Raw genomic sequence first — 18919 nt, forward strand, 5'->3', positions numbered from 1 at the left:
AGATATATTATAAAATATGAAGCAACTACATAAAATATGTTTCCCGAAAATAAATTAGTTAAACATAAATAGTTACTTTTTTTATTACTATCTTCTTTACATAAAGCATTTAATTACTTTATGTAACTTACTATATATTAATAACTTAAAAACGTCAAGCAATTAATAATAAAAAATTTTATAAAAATAAAAAGCGATACCCATTCAAGGCATCACTTTTTTGATCGTTTGACTAATTTACCATGCACAACAAAACGATTATCATCTTGTAGGATAGCGTTTTTACACGTAGATAATGTAATGATTTGATCCTCTGGTTCTATCTCAACATCCATTTCAATAGCAGAACGAGCTTGAATGGCATTGATAAAGTTTAAGAAGGCCGTATCATCTGACAATTCCGTTTCAATATAATAGAAATCAATTGTCGTTTCATACGCAGCAAACACCTCTACATCATAGCCTTCAAATAATGTATCGAAATAGATGATTGGATGCTCGTCCGCATAATCCTGCTGCAAATAATGGTGAAGGCTACCAAACATCGTGCCATTTTTCATCGCATGTCCATAGAGAATTGTATTACGTCCAGGTTCGCCTACATCATTGCGGTAATCCATGAAAACACTGCCAGCCCGACTTTTTTCATCTCGAAAATTACGATTCAAATAAAAATCATTATCTGCTGCTTGTAAAATAGGATTGTGTAGTTTTGTTCCATCGACTGAAACCCAACCGACAATTTGTGGATTGACAGCTAATAACTCAGTGAATTGTGGACGTATACTTGCTATTTGTGGTGTTTTTGTTTCCACCTTCGCCACGGCTGTTTCATAGATTGTTTGTGCCTCATCTAATGTTTTCGAGGATTCATAATAGGTGTATATATAGCTACCTAGTGCATAAGCTGACACCAAAAAAATTACAAGGTAGAGCCATGTCACCATTTTAGATGTCCATTTTTTCATTCCATCACCTATCTATATTCCAACAGGCATCATAAAAAAGCCTAACTGCTCATCTTCTCTGAAAACAGCATCCACGCCATATACTTCCTTCATGACTTCCTTTGTCATCACAGTAGTCGGTGCGCCTTCTGCAACAATTTGCCCATCCTTCATCACGATTAAATGGTCGCTATAGCGAATTGCTTGATTCATATCATGTAACACCATCACAATGGTGAGTTGATGCTCTTCATTCAATGTTTTCACTAAATTTAATAACTCAATTTGATAATAAATATCTAAATACGTTGTCGGCTCATCTAAACACAAAATTTCAGACTGCTGTGCTAATGCCATTGCAATCCATACACGCTGACGCTCTCCTCCAGACAAAGCTTCTAAATCCACATGACGTTTATCGAGCAGATTTGTACAAGTCAATGCCCAATCAATCGCCTGCTCATCTACCTCATCTCGCCTTTTTAACATGGATTGATATGGTAAACGACCAAAGCTCACCAATTTTTCAATTGTTAAATCCTTTGGTATATCGTTTTGTTGATATACAATGGCTAGCTTTTTAGCAAATTCTTTTGGTTTATAGCGTACCAAATCTTTATTTTCTAATGAGACACGTCCAATATGTGGCTGTCTTTGTCGTGACATCACACTAAGCAATGTGGATTTTCCACAGCCATTTGGACCAATAATCGTTGTCACTTTACCTTTTTGAATCATTGTCGATACGCCATCTAAATGGTTACGTGTATTATCATGTGACACCGTAATATCTTTTATTTCCATGTATTATCACTCTTTTCGTAATAAAAATATAAGGAATGGGCCACCTATAATCGCCATAATCGTTGATGCTGGTATTTCCAATGGTGTCATAATCGTGCGTCCAATCGTGTCAGCGACTAAAATCAATAATGCGCCTGCTAACGCAGTGAAGGGGATAAGTACTTTGTGATCGTAGCCTACAAAACGTCTTGCAATATGTGGTACTAACAGACCGACAAAGGAAATAACGCCTGCGACAACAACCGAGACTGCTGCTAATAAAACCGCAATGGCCGCAATGATTAAACGTGCTCGCTCTACTTGAAAGCCAAGACTTTTGACCGTCTTATCCTGCAAAACTAATAAATTACACCAATGATACACAGCAAAAGCGGCTACTAAACCAACTGTACCATATGTCACAAGCATGGATACATCTTGCCATGTACGCATCGTTAAATTCGAGCCAATTACACTAGCAGCAGATGTATTTAAAGAGCCACCCAAGCTAATAAACGCTTCTGTTAACCCTGTGAACATCGCATTGATGGCAATCCCTACTAAAATTAATTTTAATGGACTCAAGCCAGATTTCCATGACAGCATAAATACTAAGGCACAAGCAAGAGCGCCACCTAAGAATGCTAAAATAGGTGTCATAAAAAACAATGTAGGGAAAAAGAAAATGATAAACAATTGAACAAAGGCTGCACCTGACGAAATACCAATAACCCCAGCATCTGCTAATGGATTACGCATAACCGATTGTAGCAAGACACCTGATACAGATAAGGCTGCACCAGCAAACAAAGCGACAATAATACGAGGGAATCGTAAATCACGAATTGCCTCCATTTGACTATTCCCCTTTTCAAAAAGCGCACCGAGAAATTCAAAAAAGCCCATTTGAATACTCCCTGTTGTTGCTGCATAAATAATCGCTATTACTAATAATATACCTACAATGATAAAACTAAGAATTTTCTTCGTCATAGCGAACTTCCTTTTCATTGTCTATAGAAAATTTCCACTAACTGTCCTAAAGCTTGTGGGACTTGTAAAGAGGCTGTTGTACCAAATAGTTCTTCCTCTAAATCGTAAACCTTACCATCTTTCACAGCATCGAAATGCTTCCAAATATCATTCGTTTGAAATTCTTTATCAAACATTTCGATTACTTCATCAGGCATACCATGTGCCAAACGTAAAATAATATCAGGATTACTATTGTGCAAGTACTCTGTATTAGAAGAAAGATATTCTGCATCTTGTCCAGCCATCACATTGACACCACCTGCACGCTTCACAAGATCACCCGCATAAGAATTTTCCGTTGCCACTAAATAGCTACCTGGAATACCGAGTAAAATCAAGACACGAGGCCCTTCTTTTTGCGTTGCAATCGTTTGTACAGCATCTATATTTTTTTGTAAATCAGCTACTAGCTTCTCCGCCTGCTCCTTACGATTATAGCGCTCTCCTAATGCTTGTATTTCTGTTAACATCCCATCCACGCTTTGAAAATCAAGAAAATGCACAGGAATATTTAATTGTTTAAACTTATCTTGTAAATCATATTCCAATGTTGAAACAGACAGCACATCTGTTGGGTTTAATGATTTAACAATTTCCATATCTGGTTCCATCGCATTACCAATTGTCGGAAGACCTTCAAAGCGTGCAGCCAATTTTTTCTCTGTCTCAGGCACAGCAATAGCATCTAGCTCCAATTTATCTAAAATATCTGCCACAACAACTGTTCCTGCAATAATACGTTGGTCATTTTCCGCTGTGACGGCTTTGACTGCACCTTCTTCTTTTTTCCCCTCACCACAGCCAGCAATTATGACAGTAGCTAAAAATGCCATCATCAGCAAAGAAAATTTTTTATACATCTTTCTCACTCCTATTTCTTTTTCATACGATAAATCAATAGACCACCTGATACTACACAGAGCCCTACGAGTAGCACAATTTTCATCATATCCATTGGCATTTTTTCTTGTTTAGGACGCTCCACTTTTTTCTCGACTTGTTCCTCTTGTGCAACTACAGGTTCTTGCTCGTCTCTTTCTTGTGCTGTAGCAGTTTCATCTATTGTACGATCAAATGCTAACTGCTCCTCCTCCACGGTAGATGCTATTGGCTGTACCATTTGTAGCTCTTGTCTAACTATTGGGATAGAGGATTTTATTTTTTGGGTTACAGCCTTTATTGTAGGTTGCCCCATTTCCTTGGTCGGTGATGGCTTTTGCTCCACTACCTCTTGCTCAGTAGGTTGTGGTTGTTGTAAGCGATTCGCTACTTGTTGCTGATTCAATAGAAAATGCACAAAATATTGATGGTGATAGGCTATATCAGGGATATCTACTTGTACCCACATACGTACTGATTTCGTTAAATCGGCAATTGGAAACTCCACAATACGCACATTATTGACAAGTGAAATCAGCGTTGGCTCTTGTTGATTAACCATTAATCCTGTTACCCAAGCCGATTGTAAAATAGTCATTCGGGCAAAATAACTTCCATTTCTCTCTATTATTTTAGCTACTGGCTCCACATAGCTATTCATAATGGATGGCTCCTCTTTACCATCCATTAATAGTGTATACTCCATGTCCCAACCCTCTATTGGTGTATCCTGTGAAGAAGGTAATCGCTTTATTTGGAAACTTTGTGAAAATGGCGTATTCTCTTTTAGACCATGTATGATTATTGGTTGCTCGATATCCGCTACATCAAATTGAACTAAATTTTCAATGGTATTTATATGAATGGGCGTAGTTTGTCCAAGTTGTTCGATAGCTAAATCACGCACTAGCTCAGGTTGTACTAGCCAGACTGATAATTGATATTGTCCATCGTTTATATCAAGCGTTGCCGACTCTTGCAACATATTTTCCTGCTGCCCATCTATTTGAGAAAAACTTAGTTCAACTTGATAATGACCATCACCTACAATAGCCGTTTCTGCCTTCACTTGTAGATATAGAAATGGAGAGACCAATAGACAGAGAACGACACTGCATATCGTCACACGTATCAAGTTATTATGTAGTATCATTGCCTAGAATCCTCCTATTACCTCTCTACTTCACCTGCGCTACCTTTAAAAACAACAGGAACTTCCTTCCCCATTTAATAGGGAAGGAAGTTGCATATAATTATTTATTCATGTATTGTAATGCACCATTTAGAATTTTTGCCATTTGTGTGCGTTTTAATGGGCTCTCTGCGTTAATTACTGTTTTACCGTTTACAGTAGAACCAGTCATTACTTTACCTGCGTATAGTAATGCAAATGCTTTACGTGCTTCTTCACTTGTTACAGCTGCACCATCTGCATAGTAAGATAGGCTTGTATCACCAAAGCTCATTTCTTTACCTGCTGCATGTGTTACAGCACGATAAATCATCACTGCTGCTTGCTGACGTGTTAATGTAGCATCTGGATTGAATTTTTCTGCTTTCACAATAATTTTTGCTTCAGCTAAAGCATTGATTGCTTGTTGGCGCTCTGCATCTAATTTCACAGTATCTTTAAAGCCAGCATCTGTTGTAGATGATAAATGTAAAGCACGTGCAATCATTAAAGCAAATTGAGAACGTGTAATATTGTCATATGGCTTGAAGCTGTCTTGCCCTTTCACAATACCTTTACCTAATAACGCTAAAATAGCGTCTTTATTTGCATCATCGCTAATATCTTTAAATGGATTAACGACTGGTTTAGCTGTGCCTTCTACTGCAAAGCTAAATTGTACTTTATGATTTGCATCATACTTTACACCTGCTTTTGGCTCATCTACAATAATATGAAGTGTTGCATCAACAAGTTTTTTCACATCTGCTACTTCAAATGAGTATACACGTACATTTGTTGCATCGTCTTTTTTCACTAATGTTGCTTCTTTGCCATTCACTGTGAAACCATGTACATATTGACCTTGTGGGAATGTCATTGTCACAACATTTTTCCCATCAACTGTTGCAATACCTACTTTTGGTGAAATGTATTGCTTCATCATTGATTCTTCAGAAGTACCGTCTTTGTAAACTGTTACAGCTACTTCGTTTGCTTTTACATCTTCTTTTACTTCCTCTTTCACTTCTTCAGCGGGTTTTGTTGTTGCTTGTAGGTCAAAGTCGTACCATACATCATGCTTACCTTTTGGTGTATCTGCAACCACATGGATTTTCGCTACTACTGTACTACTGCTAGCTACTGGGAAGCTGTATGTAATTGTACCATCTGTATTTTTCTTTTCTGTTGCATCGACAAATTTATCGCCTTGTTTTGTTTGTAAACCAGCAATCATTGGTGCTGATTTTGCAAGAACTGTGATTTGTACTTCTTGTTTGCCATCTTTTTCAACAATTGTTGCTTGTGGTGCAAGATGACTGCTAATAGCTGGTTGTGGCTCTGTTGTGCCTGGTTTAAAAATTTGAATTGTCACAGGTATATCTGCTTTTTCTACTTTAGATGCTTCTGTTTTTACCTCTGTATTTGTTGTTACTTCTGCTGCTGATGCGAAAGTTGGAACTGCTAGAGATGCAGCTAGCAATGATGCTAGTACCATTTTTGTTGCACGTGATTGACGTTTTTTAGCCATTATTGATTAAGCCTCCATTTTTGTTTGTTGTTTTTTTCTATAAAGTAAAAATGCTGATCCTACTAATGCTGCAATCGCTACATATGGCGTGGCGTCGCCTGTTTGTGGATTAGGCACTTGACTTTCTGTTCCTGCTGGTGTGGATGCTTTTGCTCCATCCGTTTTTGCCGCGCCTCCAGTAGAAGCAGCTCCATTAAATACTAATGCCACACTATATTCATGGTGGTAGTTGATATCATCAATATCAATTTTCATCGCTGTGACAATTGGTTTTGACAAATCTTTTACTGTAAACTGTACTGTTCTTGTATCCGCTACCTTATCTTCATTGACAACAGTTGCCCCACCTAGTGGTTGAAATTTTGTAATCCATGTACTATTTTTTAATGTAATTTGCACAGTAGCCACTCCATTTGTAACCGTTACTTTAGCAGGTTTGACAAAATAATCATTGGCAATAGATGCCGAATTACTATCAGGTTTATTCACTTGATACTGGATGGAATGTGAGCCATCCGCTAATTGCGCAGATGCTTGTGGTAATGCGATAGTCAAGAAAAACACACTTATCAATAGCATCAGCGTTATTATTTTTTTCACAGGATCTCTCCTCCTTAAGAAATGAGGGTACTATAATTGACAATCATTTCATTCAAACGAAAACAATTCTCAATTACATTTTCTATTTCCAAGAATACTAGTTGATACCAGCCTATGTCAACCGCTAAATGAAAATCGTCTTCAATATGTCAAAATTTCGCTCATTTACGAGTCAACTCTATTGAATAAAGAGCTCTAAAATGCCAATAACAATCAATAGCCAGCCTGCTAAACTGGTAGAATGTCTGCCAATAAAGGACTTTGCTAATAATGTGCCACAATGACTACCCATTCCTACAGTTAGAAATGAAAAAATACCAATAAATGTGACAGCCCAAATGGCAGGAATAGCATTTACTCCTATAGCAATCCCACTCCCTGCACCATTTGCTGAAAGGATTAATCCAAGCCAAATTGCTTCCTTTAAAGATATCCTGATATCATCTGAACGATATCCCCATTTTTCTCCGTCAATCTTGCATTTTTTGGAGAAGTGATTTGTTGCCAATGTCCAAATACCAATAATGACTAATAAGCCACTCCCGATAATGTTTGCTACAGTATTTGACATGAACCCTTGCATGACACTTCCTATACAAATGGCTAGATAAGTAACCACCATTGCAATACTAGCTATGACAATGTTTAAGCCTATTGGAATTTTAATTCGTTTCATTCCATAAGCAAGACTCACACCTAAATTATCCAAATTAGCTGCCAAACCGACAAAAAGAATCGTGAGCCAATACATAATAAACCTCCTCTACGCTCCAAGCTTTTACTCCCTATCCTATGCCCCTCTCCTACTTTGTGTTAAGCATGATTCTTGCATATAAAAAACCATTTACCTTTTTACAGTAAATGGTTTTTTGTTATTGCATCACTTCTGGATGAAAACCATCCTTTTGAAGATAGTTTTCATGTGACCAAATATTAAGTTTTGCTGTTTCAGCTTTTTCCTGAATATCTCTCAATTCCTGCTCAAATGTATTATTTGGTTTGTGAATAAAACGAACAGCCGCAAAACCTTCTTCTAGCAAGGATTCTTGCAATAGTTTACCATCTACAAAAACATAAGCTAATAATCGCTCATAATTATCTGTCTCTGGTCCCACATCATAGACAGCCTCTATAGTTGTCGCATTTTTTAAAAGCTTATCCGTGAAATCCTTTGCTTCCTGTGCATAGGGCTGTGCTTCGCCTTTATTATAATTCATCTCTGGTGTATCAATCATCAGTAAACGAATTTTACGTTTCTCTCCATTGACATTTACTTGTAATGTATCACCATCATAATTTTTTAAATAGGCTACAGGAAAATGTTGATTCCCTGTTTTTTCTTCTACTTGCTTCATTGAAATAGTAGGCTGTTGCGTAGCAGTTGTTTCATCTGTAGTAGAAGAAACATTTTCTAGCTGTTGACTATTATCAGTCGTTGTGTCATCCTTCTCCTTTTCGGATGGACCACTAAAAATCATATACAACGCAACGGCAATAATAATCGTACCACTTGTAATTAATGTTTTCACATCTTGCATTTTCATTGGATTATCCCTCACAGCTTATTATCTAGCGTTCGCTTCGCATAGCCCTTATTTTAAAATATTCAGCTAGGACATTCAAGCTATACAGCTACCCAATGATTTGGTGATACTTCTATGAGCTGACTATTTTCCACATCATATCGTTGTTGTGTCTCTTCATTTACAGCTTGTGCGTACTTTTGTTTTTCAATCACTGGGTCTGGAATCGGGATGGAACGCAGTAATGCCTGTGTATAGGGATGCTGTGGGTTTGTATAGAGCTCCTCACTTTCCGCAAGCTCCACGATTTTCCCTCCATACATGACTGCTACCCGGTCACTAATATGTTTCACCATCGATAAATCATGGGCAATAAATAAATAGGTTAAGCCTAGTCTTTGCTGTAAATCTTTTAATAGTTCCACAATTTGCTTTTGAATGGATACATCTAGTGCTGACAATGGTTCATCACAAACGATAAAATTTGGCTCTACAGCTAAAGCTCTCGCAATGCCAATACGCTGACGTTGTCCACCAGAAAATTCATGTGGGTAACGCATCGCATGTTCCTTTTGTAAACCAACAAGCTCTAATAATTCTTCTACACGTTGCTGACGCTCGTCTCTCGTTTTGGCCAATTGGTGAATATCTAAAGCCTCGCCAATAATATCCACTATTTTTTTGCGTGGATTTAAAGAAGAATACGGATCTTGGAAAATAATTTGCATATGACGACGCATTGCTTTTAACTGCTTTTTCGATAATCGTGTGACAGGCACACCTTGATATAATACTTCTCCATTTGTTGGTTGGTGGAGCTGTAGAATCGTTCGACCTGTTGTCGATTTTCCAGATCCAGACTCCCCTACTAAACCTAATGTCTCACCAGGGTATATATGAAACGATAAATCATTGACAGCTTTCACAATTTGACCATTCCCTAAAGCAAAATCCTTTGAAAGGTTCGTTACTTCAATTAATGGCTTACTTGCATCAATACCTTGCTGCACATGAATTGCTGGCTTTGGCTGCTTTTTCTCATGTAGCTTTGGTAGCGCATTAAGTAATTTTTTTGTATATGGATGTTGTGCATTCGTAAAAATTTCCTCTGTCGTTCCTTGTTCAACAATTTCGCCTTCCTTCATCACAATAAGACGATCACACATACCTGCTACTACCCCTAAGTCATGTGTAATCAAAATAATGGAAGTGCCCATCTTTTGTTGCATGCTCTTCATTAACTTTAAGATTTGTGCTTGGATTGTTACATCTAATGCTGTTGTGGGCTCATCTGCTATTAATAACGATGGATTGCAGGCAAGTGCCATAGCAATCATAACCCGTTGACGCATCCCTCCTGAAAATTCATGTGGATATTGTTTATATCGTTCCTCTGCATTTCGAATACCTACTTGTTCTAATAAAGCAATCGTTTGCTTATATGCCTCTGCTTTAGAAATTTTTTGATGTTTAATTAAACTCTCGCTTACTTGTTCACCTATACGGATTGTTGGGTTAGTAGAGGTCATCGGATCTTGAAAAATCATACTAATATCCTTCCCTCGAATTGCCTCCATCTGCTTATCATTAATAGTCGTTAGCTCTTGCTGATTAAATACAATCGTTCCTGATTTCAAAAATGATGGTGGTGAAGGAAGTAATCGCATGATGGAACGTGCGGTAACACTTTTCCCACTGCCTGATTCCCCAACAATTCCAAGTGTTTCACCTTTATTTATATGAAAGCTAACGCCTTTCACCGCTTCAAATTCTGTCTCTCCAGTTAGGAAAGAAACACGTAAATCATTGACTTCTAACAATTTTTCACTCATGCTATTCATCCTTTTTAAAATTTATTGTTGACTTCACGAAAACTATAATTCATACTATACAATACCAATAGGAATTGTACAATATATTACCGAATATTTCATCAATTCTGATTTATCAAGGTTTGGAGGCAATACATGGTTACAATAAAAAATAATGTGAACGCTACTGAGCATGTATTCTTTTATAGAACGTTTCAAAAGTTGATGCACAATCGTTATTACAAAGCGTTACTCTTTCTGTTAAGCATTTTAGTTCATCCTTTTTCCTACTTTTTCTATAAGAAAACAAAAAATTCAAATCATTATCAGCAAAATTTTGAACAACGATGTTTGACGTATAAAGAGCAAGGGTTATATGATAAGTGGCTAAAAGCATTTATGGCTCAAGAACAAGCAAAAGCGTCATTTTTTCATGACAATGTGCAAAATTCACAGCTACAAGAAACAGCAACAGCACTTGCCGATGCTAAACTTACTCGACTTGTTGAACAGGATTTAGCCAAAGAAGGCTTAGAGCATCTTAATTACTGGCAATTTTTTAATCAGCAATTAAAAAATACAAAATTTATTGCCGTAACGTTTCTACCAGCACTTTTCTTTTATGTCGCTTTATTAGTGCTCGCCAATCCTTTTTTACAATTCATTGTAGAAAGATTACTGCAAAGTTTAATTGTGATTATTGGTGTTGCCACATTAGTGTTTACCATTTTGTACATATCACCATTTGATCCAGCTCGTAACATTCTTGGTGTAGAAGCAACACCTGAGCAAATTACAAACTTTAATCGGTTACATGGCTTAGACCAATCGTACTTAACACAGCTATGGCATACATTAACAAGCTTATTTACATTCGATTTAGGTACATCCTTTGCAGGGAAAGAGGACATCACACAAAGTATCGCTAATAAGTTTCCTGTTACATTAGAAATTGCGATCTTATCTTTATTGATGGCTGTGGCAATTGCCATTCCAGTTGGTATTATTTCAGCCGTTCGTCCTAATTCATATGTTGATTATCTATTTATGTTTTTAGCATTAATCGGCTTGTCCATCCCAAGCTTTTGGCAAGGACTATTATTCATTTTGACATTTGCGCTGAAATTACAATGGTTCCCTGCTACTTACAACCCTAGTAACTGGCTATCGCTTATTATGCCAATTGTTGTGCTTGGTACATCTATCACCGCTTCGGTTGCTCGTATGACAAGGTCTAGTATGCTTGAAGTCATACATGAAGACTACATCATTACAGCGAAGGCAAAAGGTTTGAATGAATTTACGATTATTTCAAGGCATGCGATCCGTAATGCTATGATTCCTATTATTACAGTAATTGGACTATTATTTGGTGGCATGTTAGGTGGTTCAGCTGTCACGGAGAAAGTATTCAATATTAGTGGTATTGGTAGCTATATTGTGGATAAACAGTTTATTCCCGATATTCCTGCGATTCTTGGTGGTGTTGTCTATGTAGCCATCACGATTTCTATCGTAAATTTAGTTATTGATATTTTGTACGCCTTCTTCGATCCACGCATTCGCTCGAAAATGAGGAAGTCTTAAAGGAGGGAATTCGTGTTGAAAAAATTTATACATGTTAAGTTGCTTTTAAAAATTACACAGGAATATGTCAATTCACATTTTACATTTGCGTTTTCTCTCCTGTTTTCATTGCTTTTTTTAGCTTATAGTTATAACTATACAACCCATAGCTGGCGACCAATTGTGTTACTCTTTTTTGCCATCTATGCACTTACAACACTCTATATCGGTTGGCTAAATTTACGCATTAAACGTGATTTAACGAAATTTAGTGAAATTCAAGCAGGCACACGACGATTTGGTTATCCACTACTACTCACGCTATTATCAGGCAATATTTTTGCAACATCCTTTGCATTTGTCATCTTGTCGAATAAAAAAACAGCGGAGTATACATTTGCGGTTTACGCTTTTATCACACAAATTTTTATTTTCGGTATTGGGGCTTTCAATTTATTTAAACCGTATGTAACCAATTTATTTTTACTAGCGATGGGCATATTCCTTATTCTCGCATGCTTTTACGCCGTGATGATTGTGTTATGTGCAAAATATGTCACTACTACCTATGCACCAAAATGGATGTTCATCCCAAGCATCATTTTATTGCTTGCAACTGTCACAGGAAATTTATTTGCTACATTGCTCGGCTATAGCCTTCTACAAAAGGCTCGACAAGTCAATCCATCTGCTATTGAAAAATGGCAAACGATTTGGCATAAAATTTTACGTAATACGATGGCAGTTTTCGGATTGTTTTTCATTATCTTTATGTTCTCATTATCTGTCACAAGTAATTGGACATTTGAATATGATTTTGCGATTGAAAACAATTATAGTGCTTTATTACAAGCACCATCACTAGAATATCCACTAGGTACAGATAATTTCGGACGTGATTTATTTTCACGTATCGTATTTGGTGCACAGATTTCCTTGATTGTCGGCTTTTTCTCTACCATTATTCCTGCCCTTGTTGGAGGAACATTGGGTGCTTTATCAGGCTACTATGGAAAAACAACTGATAATCTCATCATGCGTAGTCTTGATATTTTATATGCGATTCCTGGTATTTTATTGGCGATTGCCATTATTGCTGCCTTTGGTGCAAATACTGTTAATTTAATTATTGCTTTAAGTGTAGGAGCGATTCCTACTTATGCTCGTACAATGCGAGCGAGCGTGATGCAACTTGCAAATTTTGAATTTGTAGAGTCGGCAAGAGCTTTAGGTGCTTCAGATACAGCAATTATTTTTAAGCATATCGTACCTAATTCACTTGCGCCGATGATTGTGAAAGCAACACTGACAATTGGTGGTGCTGTTATTTCCACAAGTAGTCTAAGTTTTTTAGGGCTTGGTATTGAACCACATATTCCTGAATGGGGGAATATTTTAAAAGTTGGTAGCACGTATCTGGAAACACATTCTTATGTAGCTATTTTCCCAGGTCTATGTATTATGCTACTCGTTCTCTCCTTTAATTTCTTCGGAGACGGTTTACGAGATGCTTTAGATCCAAAATCAAATTAATATGGAGGTTTTATGAAGATGAAAAAATTACTCGTACTATTATTTGCTGCCGTGCTAGCATTGGCAGGCTGTGTACAAACGAAAAAAGATGTAGAAGAAGGCGGTAAAGACGGTGATAAACCAACGATTGAAGTATTAGGAATGGCCTCTGCTGAAGAAGATATGAATATTGTTCGTGACCAATTAGTGAAGAACGGCTTTGATGTAAAATTAAATGTTCAGCCTGATTACGGTGCATTTTCAGCACAAAAGGATGCAGGAAATTACGATGTAGCTGTATCTGGTTGGACAACAGTAACAGGGAACCCTGACTATGCTGTGCGTGGCTTATTTAAAACAGGTGCTGATTACAGTATTGTATCTGATTCAAACTTAGACAAATTAATCGAAGAAGCGAGCACATTAACAGGTGCTGAAGCCGTTGCGAAGTACAAAGAGTTAGAACAATTATTAGTATTCGATCAAGCTTATATTGCACCACTTTATATTTCTAATAAATATCAAGGTATTTACTCTGAGGTTGTCAATCCAAAAACAGTGCGTTTATCCAAATCACGTGCACAGGCATGGGAAACAATTGAGTTCAATAATACAGCGAAAAATGCAACAGAGCCTTTAGTTTTACACCAAGCGATTGATTCATTAACATCTCTTGATCCGATTAAAGGAAATGATGGCTCTATTAATACATTGAATACCAATTTATATGTTCGTCTTGTGAATTTAACAGATACAGATGAAGTCGTATCAGATGGTTCACTTTCTTACAACCATGCTATTGCTGATGGCAACCAAGAATATTACTTTATTTTACGTGATGATATTCATTTCGCTGCTGTGAAAAATGGTGCTGCTGTTGATACAGGTGAATTAGTTTCTGCTGAGGATGTTGTCTTTTCATTAAACCGTGCGAAAGACAAAAACTCTGTACCTGACCATCGCACATATAGCTTACATGAAAATATTAAAAACGTTGAAATTGTTTCTGACTTAGCTGAATTACAAAACAAAAAAATAGCTGGTGCTGATCAATCTATACTAGATGCACTTTCTCAAGATTTACCTACTGCTGTTTCACAATTAACAGCTGATAAAGGATCTGTAAACAATGCTAATGGTACTTATCAAGTAGTAAAAATTACGACACCGACGCCATTCCCACAAGTATTAAATTACTTAGCACACCAATCTGGCGGTATCGTATCTGAAAAACAAGTAACAAGCATTAACACATATGATGTAGCTAACTACAATCCAGATAAAGATGTTGCCTATGGTGACCAAGCGACAATTACAGAAGGTGCATCATACAACAATCAATTATACGCAAGTGGCCCTTACATTCTTGTAAAGAAAAATGATTATGAAGCACAATTTGTGAAAAACCCTGCTTACCGTGTAGGTAGTGAATTTGAACCAAAAATCGCAAAAGTCAATGTACGCTTTATCGCAGACAATGACAGTGCATTAGCTGCACTACGTAATGGCGAAATTCATGTACTACAAGCAGTGCCTGAAACAAAATTAGATATCGTGAAATCTGATGCGAAATTGGCATTAAATACGGCTGACAGCAATGCCGTAACCTATTTACAAATGAATACATCTGGTCGTGCAGTATCAGATTCAGTTGATTTACGTAAAGCTATCCTATACTCCATTAATCAAGATGAATTTATCAGCTACTACCAAGGCAATAAAAAGCCTGCTGTCTCTCCTGTTTCACCATTAGTCAATACAGGATTAAAATTAGAAGCAGATAGCGCTAAAGTAAAAGAATTATTAAGCGCTTATCAAAAATAACACACAAAAAAGCCTCGCATCGTGCGGAGGCTTTTTTGTTGTTACTGAATGTTATTTATAAACATAATAATTTTCCATGATTGTGCTTTACACAGTATATATTACTGGAAAATTAAATTATCATTTTACAATTATTCTTGCCCAATCATAGCACTTGGTGCATAGGGACCTACTCTAAGAGTGCCAGAGAAGAAAGATTCCCCCGTATTTCCTGGAGCAAAACCACGATTGTAAATATAGCCTGAGTACATTTTACCATTATGAGCTACACTTACCCACATAGATTGAGTAGTCGTGTATGCAACTGTAGTGTAATACCAAAATGTATCTGATGCTACAGAGACTTCAGGTGTTAAATTTTCAGCAGCTTGCACACTTGAAACATTTGCTGATACACCGACAGATATTACGGCTACTAGACTTAAACTTATCATTTTAAATTTATTCATAATTTCTCCTCCATACATCGATATTTTTTGTAAATAATGCTATATTTGTTAGGTGATGAATAATGGCCAAAAATTCTCACAAATCTATTATTACATATAAATCCTTTTATGTAAATAATTATTTATTTTTATTGTAAATAGCTCAATATATGTATGTGTTGAATGAGTAGCCAAGTAGCATTTTTACTCTACAGAAAGAAAGTTGCAGCTGTTCAAAATTACTTATCGGGTTATTTATCATTAAATATAGTGAATTATGAGATTCTGATAAGGGAATGCGCCCAGCTATGACTAAAGGCAGAAAGATGGATACGTGTATCAATCGATGTGTAAATTTGAACTAGATGGTTAATTAACGTTTAAAGCTAGAGATATTGTGCAAAGTGTGTCACGTAAAGATAGCTGCTAGGACCATTCTGTGGTGGAACATTTCTTTAGTATTATGATCTGCTACTTGACGGAATTTGAAAGTGTAAGCTGTTTACATTGGAACCTAAAAAATATAACGTATTACAGCATAAAACATATAAAGGCAAAATAAAAAATGAGTTCGGTAGGCTAGGTGCTACACCGAACTCATTTTATTCAAGCTGTCTAATTTTTAAGAGTTACTTCAATAACAGAAAGAGGTCTTTCAACAGTTTATCCACGTTATTTTGCTGCCCCCACGCTTTCGCACAGAAAACATTTGTCGATTGTCTACAAAGTTTTGTCGAATCTCTACGTAATTTTGTCGAATACTTACAAAGTCGTGTCGATTGTCTACAAACGCCCTTTCTCCTCTCATTAAAGCTCGTTATTTTTCGGTTTTGGCCCGAGTTGTTGTGGCTCTATATCTGCAAATGTGCCACCATCTTCTTCTAAATCACGCATACTATGAGCAATACGAGATGCCGCAGATGCCGCAATGCTACATACTAAATCATCTAAAAATGTATTCACACGCTGCCCTGGCTCTGTATCTAATTTTTTAATAATACCTATTTTTTGTTTATCTAAATGTCCAAAAGTCGTTACAGCAATGCTCCCATATGTAAAGACGGAGCCTAATGCAATTGTCTCATCCACGCCAAATAAACCTTCATCAGATTCCACAATTTGCTGTAATGGTGATGATAATAATTTTTTCTCTGCTAGCTCATCTAACTCTACACCTACTAACAGTGCATGCTGTACTTCACGCTTGCGTAATACCCGTTCAACCGAATTAACACAATGTTCCAATGTCAAACCATCATTGTACACTAGTTGCATCTCATAAACGATTTCAGCAATGTCTTGAATTGTGACACCACGACGAATCAATGCGTCACGTGCAGCCTGTGCTACTACATCTGAATGGATACGAACACTTTTATCATGCATAGGAAAACCTCATCTCTCAATTTTTCACTAGCCTATTACTAGTCAAACCTATTATACCGCTACTTTTGAAATATGGTACAATTTCGTTACAAACAATCAAAAGGAGTGTCATCATTGGATAAAGGATCTGTGCAAGATGTAGCATTTTATAGTGAAGCATTACAGGAGGAATTACAGCTGTATATTTATGTGCCTGCCAACTATTCCCCTTTATATAAATACAATATTTTAATCGCCTCTGATGGGAAGGATTACTTTCAACTTGGTGGGGTGACAAGATTAGCGGATGAATTGATTGATAACTATGAAATCGAAAACGTCATTATCGCCTTTGTCCCCTACAAAAATATCGATGATCGTCGTCGTAAATATATTCCAAGTGGGGAGCAACATGAAGCATACCTTCGCTTCCTTGCCCATGAGCTTGTACCCTATTTAGATGCTGAATACGCAACCTATCAAATGGGTATGAGCCGTGCTGTTATTGGTGATTCGATGGCGGCTACAGCTTCCTTAATGGCAGCACTAAAATATCCAAGCATTTTCGGAAAAGCCATTTTACAGTCTCCGTATGTGGATGAAGATGTTATACAAGCTGTTGAGCAATTCCAACATACAAGTGCCATTTCTGTTTATCATATTATTGGCAAAGGTGAAACAGCTGTCACAACAACAGATAAACAAATTAAAGATTTCTTAACACCTAATCGACAATTACATCAATTACTTGTCAGCAAAAGCATCCCTACATTCTATGATGAATTCGATGGCGATCATACATGGAAACATTGGAAACCTGATTTACGCCGTGCATTAATTGAAAATTTCAATTAATTATGGAGGGATTCAATTACGAAACGTGAAATTTCTGTTATACTGAATGAGAAAAATTGTTTATTTTCGGGAGGTAATGGATTATGAAGTATGGTATTGTAGCATTTCCATCAAAAAAATTGCAAGATTTAGCGAACACATATCGCAAGCGTTATGACCCACATTTTGCACAAATCACGCCACATATGACATTAAAGGATAGCTTTGATGCATCTGAGGAAGAAATTCAATCTGTTATCAAGCAATTAGATGAGCTAGCACGTAATGTTGCCCCTTTACAAATTCATGCATCACGTATCAGTTCATTTTACCCTACAACAAATGCAATTTATTTCCGTGTAGAACCAACTGAACAATTAACAACATTGCACCAAGCATTAGAGGAAAAAATTTCGTTTGGTGAGGCAAAACACGTCTTTGTCCCACATATTACAATTGCACAAAAAATGTCTGATTCAGAGCATGATGATGTCTATGGACAATTGCGTATGGCAGGTGTCGATGAAAAAGATGTTATTGATCGTATTCACCTTCTTTATCAATTAGAAGATGGCTCATGGACAACATTTGAAACATTCCGTTTGACTGGAGCTGAGTAATGGTTGTATAAAGTGAAATTAGTTGAAACACAACAAGAGCACGATGATGCGTTTGCCCTTCGTCGCAAAGTATTCGTAGAGGAACAAGGTGTGCCTTTACATTTAGAATATGATGAGGAAGATGCAACGGCTACGCATTTTATTATTTATGATGGGAATGAGCCTGTAGGTGCTGCACGACTACGAACAATTGAAGACACTGTAGGTAAAATTGAGCGTGTATGTATTTTACAAGAGCTACGTGGCAAACATCTTGGCGTATTGCTTATGGGCGAAGTTGAAAAATATGCAGCTTCCACGCAGATGAAAAAATTAAAGCTGCATGCACAAAGCTATGCGATTCCTTTCTATGAAAAATTAGGCTACGTTGTCACATCACCAGAATTTATGGATGCTGATATTCCACATCGTGCTATGGAAAAAAATATTTAAATAAGTAAGCAGGGCTGTAAGGAAGTGTAACATTCACCTTACAGCCCTGTTTTGTCAT

Annotated in this window: 18 protein-coding genes; 6 read left to right on the forward strand and 12 right to left on the reverse strand. The window is 36.9% G+C overall.

What is annotated here, in order from left to right; genetic code table 11:
* Nucleotides 1-212 precede the first annotated feature (212 nt).
* The 10 genes from srtB to OPF91_RS04190 form a co-directional block, all read right to left on the reverse strand.
* Nucleotides 213-968, reverse strand: coding sequence for a class B sortase (gene srtB, locus OPF91_RS04145; RefSeq protein ID WP_264987421.1), 756 nt, complete (start codon nucleotides 966-968; stop codon nucleotides 213-215).
* A gap of 12 nt (nucleotides 969-980) precedes the next feature.
* Nucleotides 981-1751, reverse strand: a complete 771-nt coding sequence (locus OPF91_RS04150; RefSeq protein ID WP_264987422.1) for an ABC transporter ATP-binding protein — start codon at nucleotides 1749-1751, stop codon at nucleotides 981-983.
* A gap of 6 nt (nucleotides 1752-1757) precedes the next feature.
* Complete coding sequence (locus OPF91_RS04155) at nucleotides 1758-2723, reverse strand: FecCD family ABC transporter permease (RefSeq protein WP_264987423.1); 966 nt, start codon at nucleotides 2721-2723, stop codon at nucleotides 1758-1760.
* A gap of 14 nt (nucleotides 2724-2737) precedes the next feature.
* Nucleotides 2738-3625 (reverse strand): heme ABC transporter substrate-binding protein IsdE, encoded by an 888-nt coding sequence (gene isdE / locus OPF91_RS04160; protein ID WP_264987424.1) that lies wholly within the window; start codon nucleotides 3623-3625, stop codon nucleotides 2738-2740.
* An 11-nt stretch (nucleotides 3626-3636) separates the two neighbouring features.
* Nucleotides 3637-4797, reverse strand: coding sequence for an NEAT domain-containing protein (locus OPF91_RS04165; protein ID WP_264987425.1), 1161 nt, complete (start codon nucleotides 4795-4797; stop codon nucleotides 3637-3639).
* Nucleotides 4798-4897: 100 nt separating this feature from the next.
* Nucleotides 4898-6346 carry an NEAT domain-containing protein gene (locus OPF91_RS04170; RefSeq protein WP_264987426.1) on the reverse strand — a complete coding sequence of 483 codons (1449 nt, stop codon included), beginning with the start codon at nucleotides 6344-6346 and terminating at the stop codon, nucleotides 4898-4900.
* A gap of 6 nt (nucleotides 6347-6352) precedes the next feature.
* Nucleotides 6353-6946, reverse strand: coding sequence for a heme uptake protein IsdC (gene isdC / locus OPF91_RS04175; RefSeq protein WP_264987427.1), 594 nt, complete (start codon nucleotides 6944-6946; stop codon nucleotides 6353-6355).
* A gap of 178 nt (nucleotides 6947-7124) precedes the next feature.
* The gene (locus OPF91_RS04180) at nucleotides 7125-7697 is read right to left on the reverse strand and encodes a manganese efflux pump MntP (RefSeq protein WP_264987428.1); all 573 of its coding nucleotides are present in this window, start codon (nucleotides 7695-7697) and stop codon (nucleotides 7125-7127) included.
* A gap of 121 nt (nucleotides 7698-7818) precedes the next feature.
* A complete protein-coding gene (locus OPF91_RS04185) occupies nucleotides 7819-8490 on the reverse strand; it encodes a thermonuclease family protein (RefSeq protein WP_264987429.1) in 672 nt (223 codons plus the stop codon).
* 80 nt (nucleotides 8491-8570) lie between these two features.
* A complete protein-coding gene (locus OPF91_RS04190) occupies nucleotides 8571-10301 on the reverse strand; it encodes an ABC transporter ATP-binding protein (RefSeq protein ID WP_264987430.1) in 1731 nt (576 codons plus the stop codon).
* 135 nt (nucleotides 10302-10436) lie between these two features.
* Here OPF91_RS04190 and OPF91_RS04195 point away from each other — a divergent pair, with 135 nt between their 5' ends.
* From OPF91_RS04195 to OPF91_RS04205, 3 genes are read left to right on the forward strand one after another with little or no spacing between them, the layout of a single operon-like run.
* Nucleotides 10437-11867, forward strand: a complete 1431-nt coding sequence (locus tag OPF91_RS04195) for an ABC transporter permease (RefSeq protein ID WP_264987431.1) — start codon at nucleotides 10437-10439, stop codon at nucleotides 11865-11867.
* Between the two features lie 15 nt (nucleotides 11868-11882).
* Nucleotides 11883-13379 (forward strand): ABC transporter permease, encoded by a 1497-nt coding sequence (locus OPF91_RS04200; RefSeq protein WP_264987432.1) that lies wholly within the window; start codon nucleotides 11883-11885, stop codon nucleotides 13377-13379.
* Nucleotides 13380-13397: 18 nt separating this feature from the next.
* Nucleotides 13398-15182, forward strand: a complete 1785-nt coding sequence (locus OPF91_RS04205) for an ABC transporter substrate-binding protein (RefSeq protein ID WP_264987433.1) — start codon at nucleotides 13398-13400, stop codon at nucleotides 15180-15182.
* 131 nt (nucleotides 15183-15313) lie between these two features.
* Here OPF91_RS04205 and OPF91_RS04210 read toward each other — a convergent pair whose 3' ends face one another.
* Both OPF91_RS04210 and OPF91_RS04215 read right to left on the reverse strand, forming a co-directional pair.
* Nucleotides 15314-15631 (reverse strand): hypothetical protein, encoded by a 318-nt coding sequence (locus OPF91_RS04210; RefSeq protein ID WP_264987434.1) that lies wholly within the window; start codon nucleotides 15629-15631, stop codon nucleotides 15314-15316.
* A gap of 786 nt (nucleotides 15632-16417) precedes the next feature.
* On the reverse strand, nucleotides 16418-16996 hold the full coding sequence (locus tag OPF91_RS04215; protein ID WP_264987435.1) for a phosphatidylglycerophosphatase A family protein: 579 nt from the start codon (nucleotides 16994-16996) through the stop codon (nucleotides 16418-16420).
* 114 nt (nucleotides 16997-17110) lie between these two features.
* Between OPF91_RS04215 and OPF91_RS04220 the strand changes: the two genes are divergently transcribed.
* The 3 genes from OPF91_RS04220 (at nucleotide 17111) to OPF91_RS04230 (ending at nucleotide 18861) form a co-directional block, all read left to right on the forward strand.
* A complete protein-coding gene (locus OPF91_RS04220; protein WP_264987436.1) occupies nucleotides 17111-17830 on the forward strand; it encodes an alpha/beta hydrolase in 720 nt (239 codons plus the stop codon).
* Between the two features lie 83 nt (nucleotides 17831-17913).
* Nucleotides 17914-18429 (forward strand): YjcG family protein, encoded by a 516-nt coding sequence (locus tag OPF91_RS04225; RefSeq protein WP_264987437.1) that lies wholly within the window; start codon nucleotides 17914-17916, stop codon nucleotides 18427-18429.
* 3 nt (nucleotides 18430-18432) lie between these two features.
* Nucleotides 18433-18861: a GNAT family N-acetyltransferase gene (locus OPF91_RS04230; RefSeq protein ID WP_264987438.1), complete on the forward strand. Its 429-nt coding sequence runs from the start codon at nucleotides 18433-18435 to the stop codon at nucleotides 18859-18861.
* Nucleotides 18862-18919: the final 58 nt, after the last annotated feature.

Source organism: Lysinibacillus piscis (assembly GCF_026012395.1).
GTDB classification, from domain to species: domain Bacteria; phylum Bacillota; class Bacilli; order Bacillales_A; family Planococcaceae; genus Lysinibacillus; species Lysinibacillus piscis.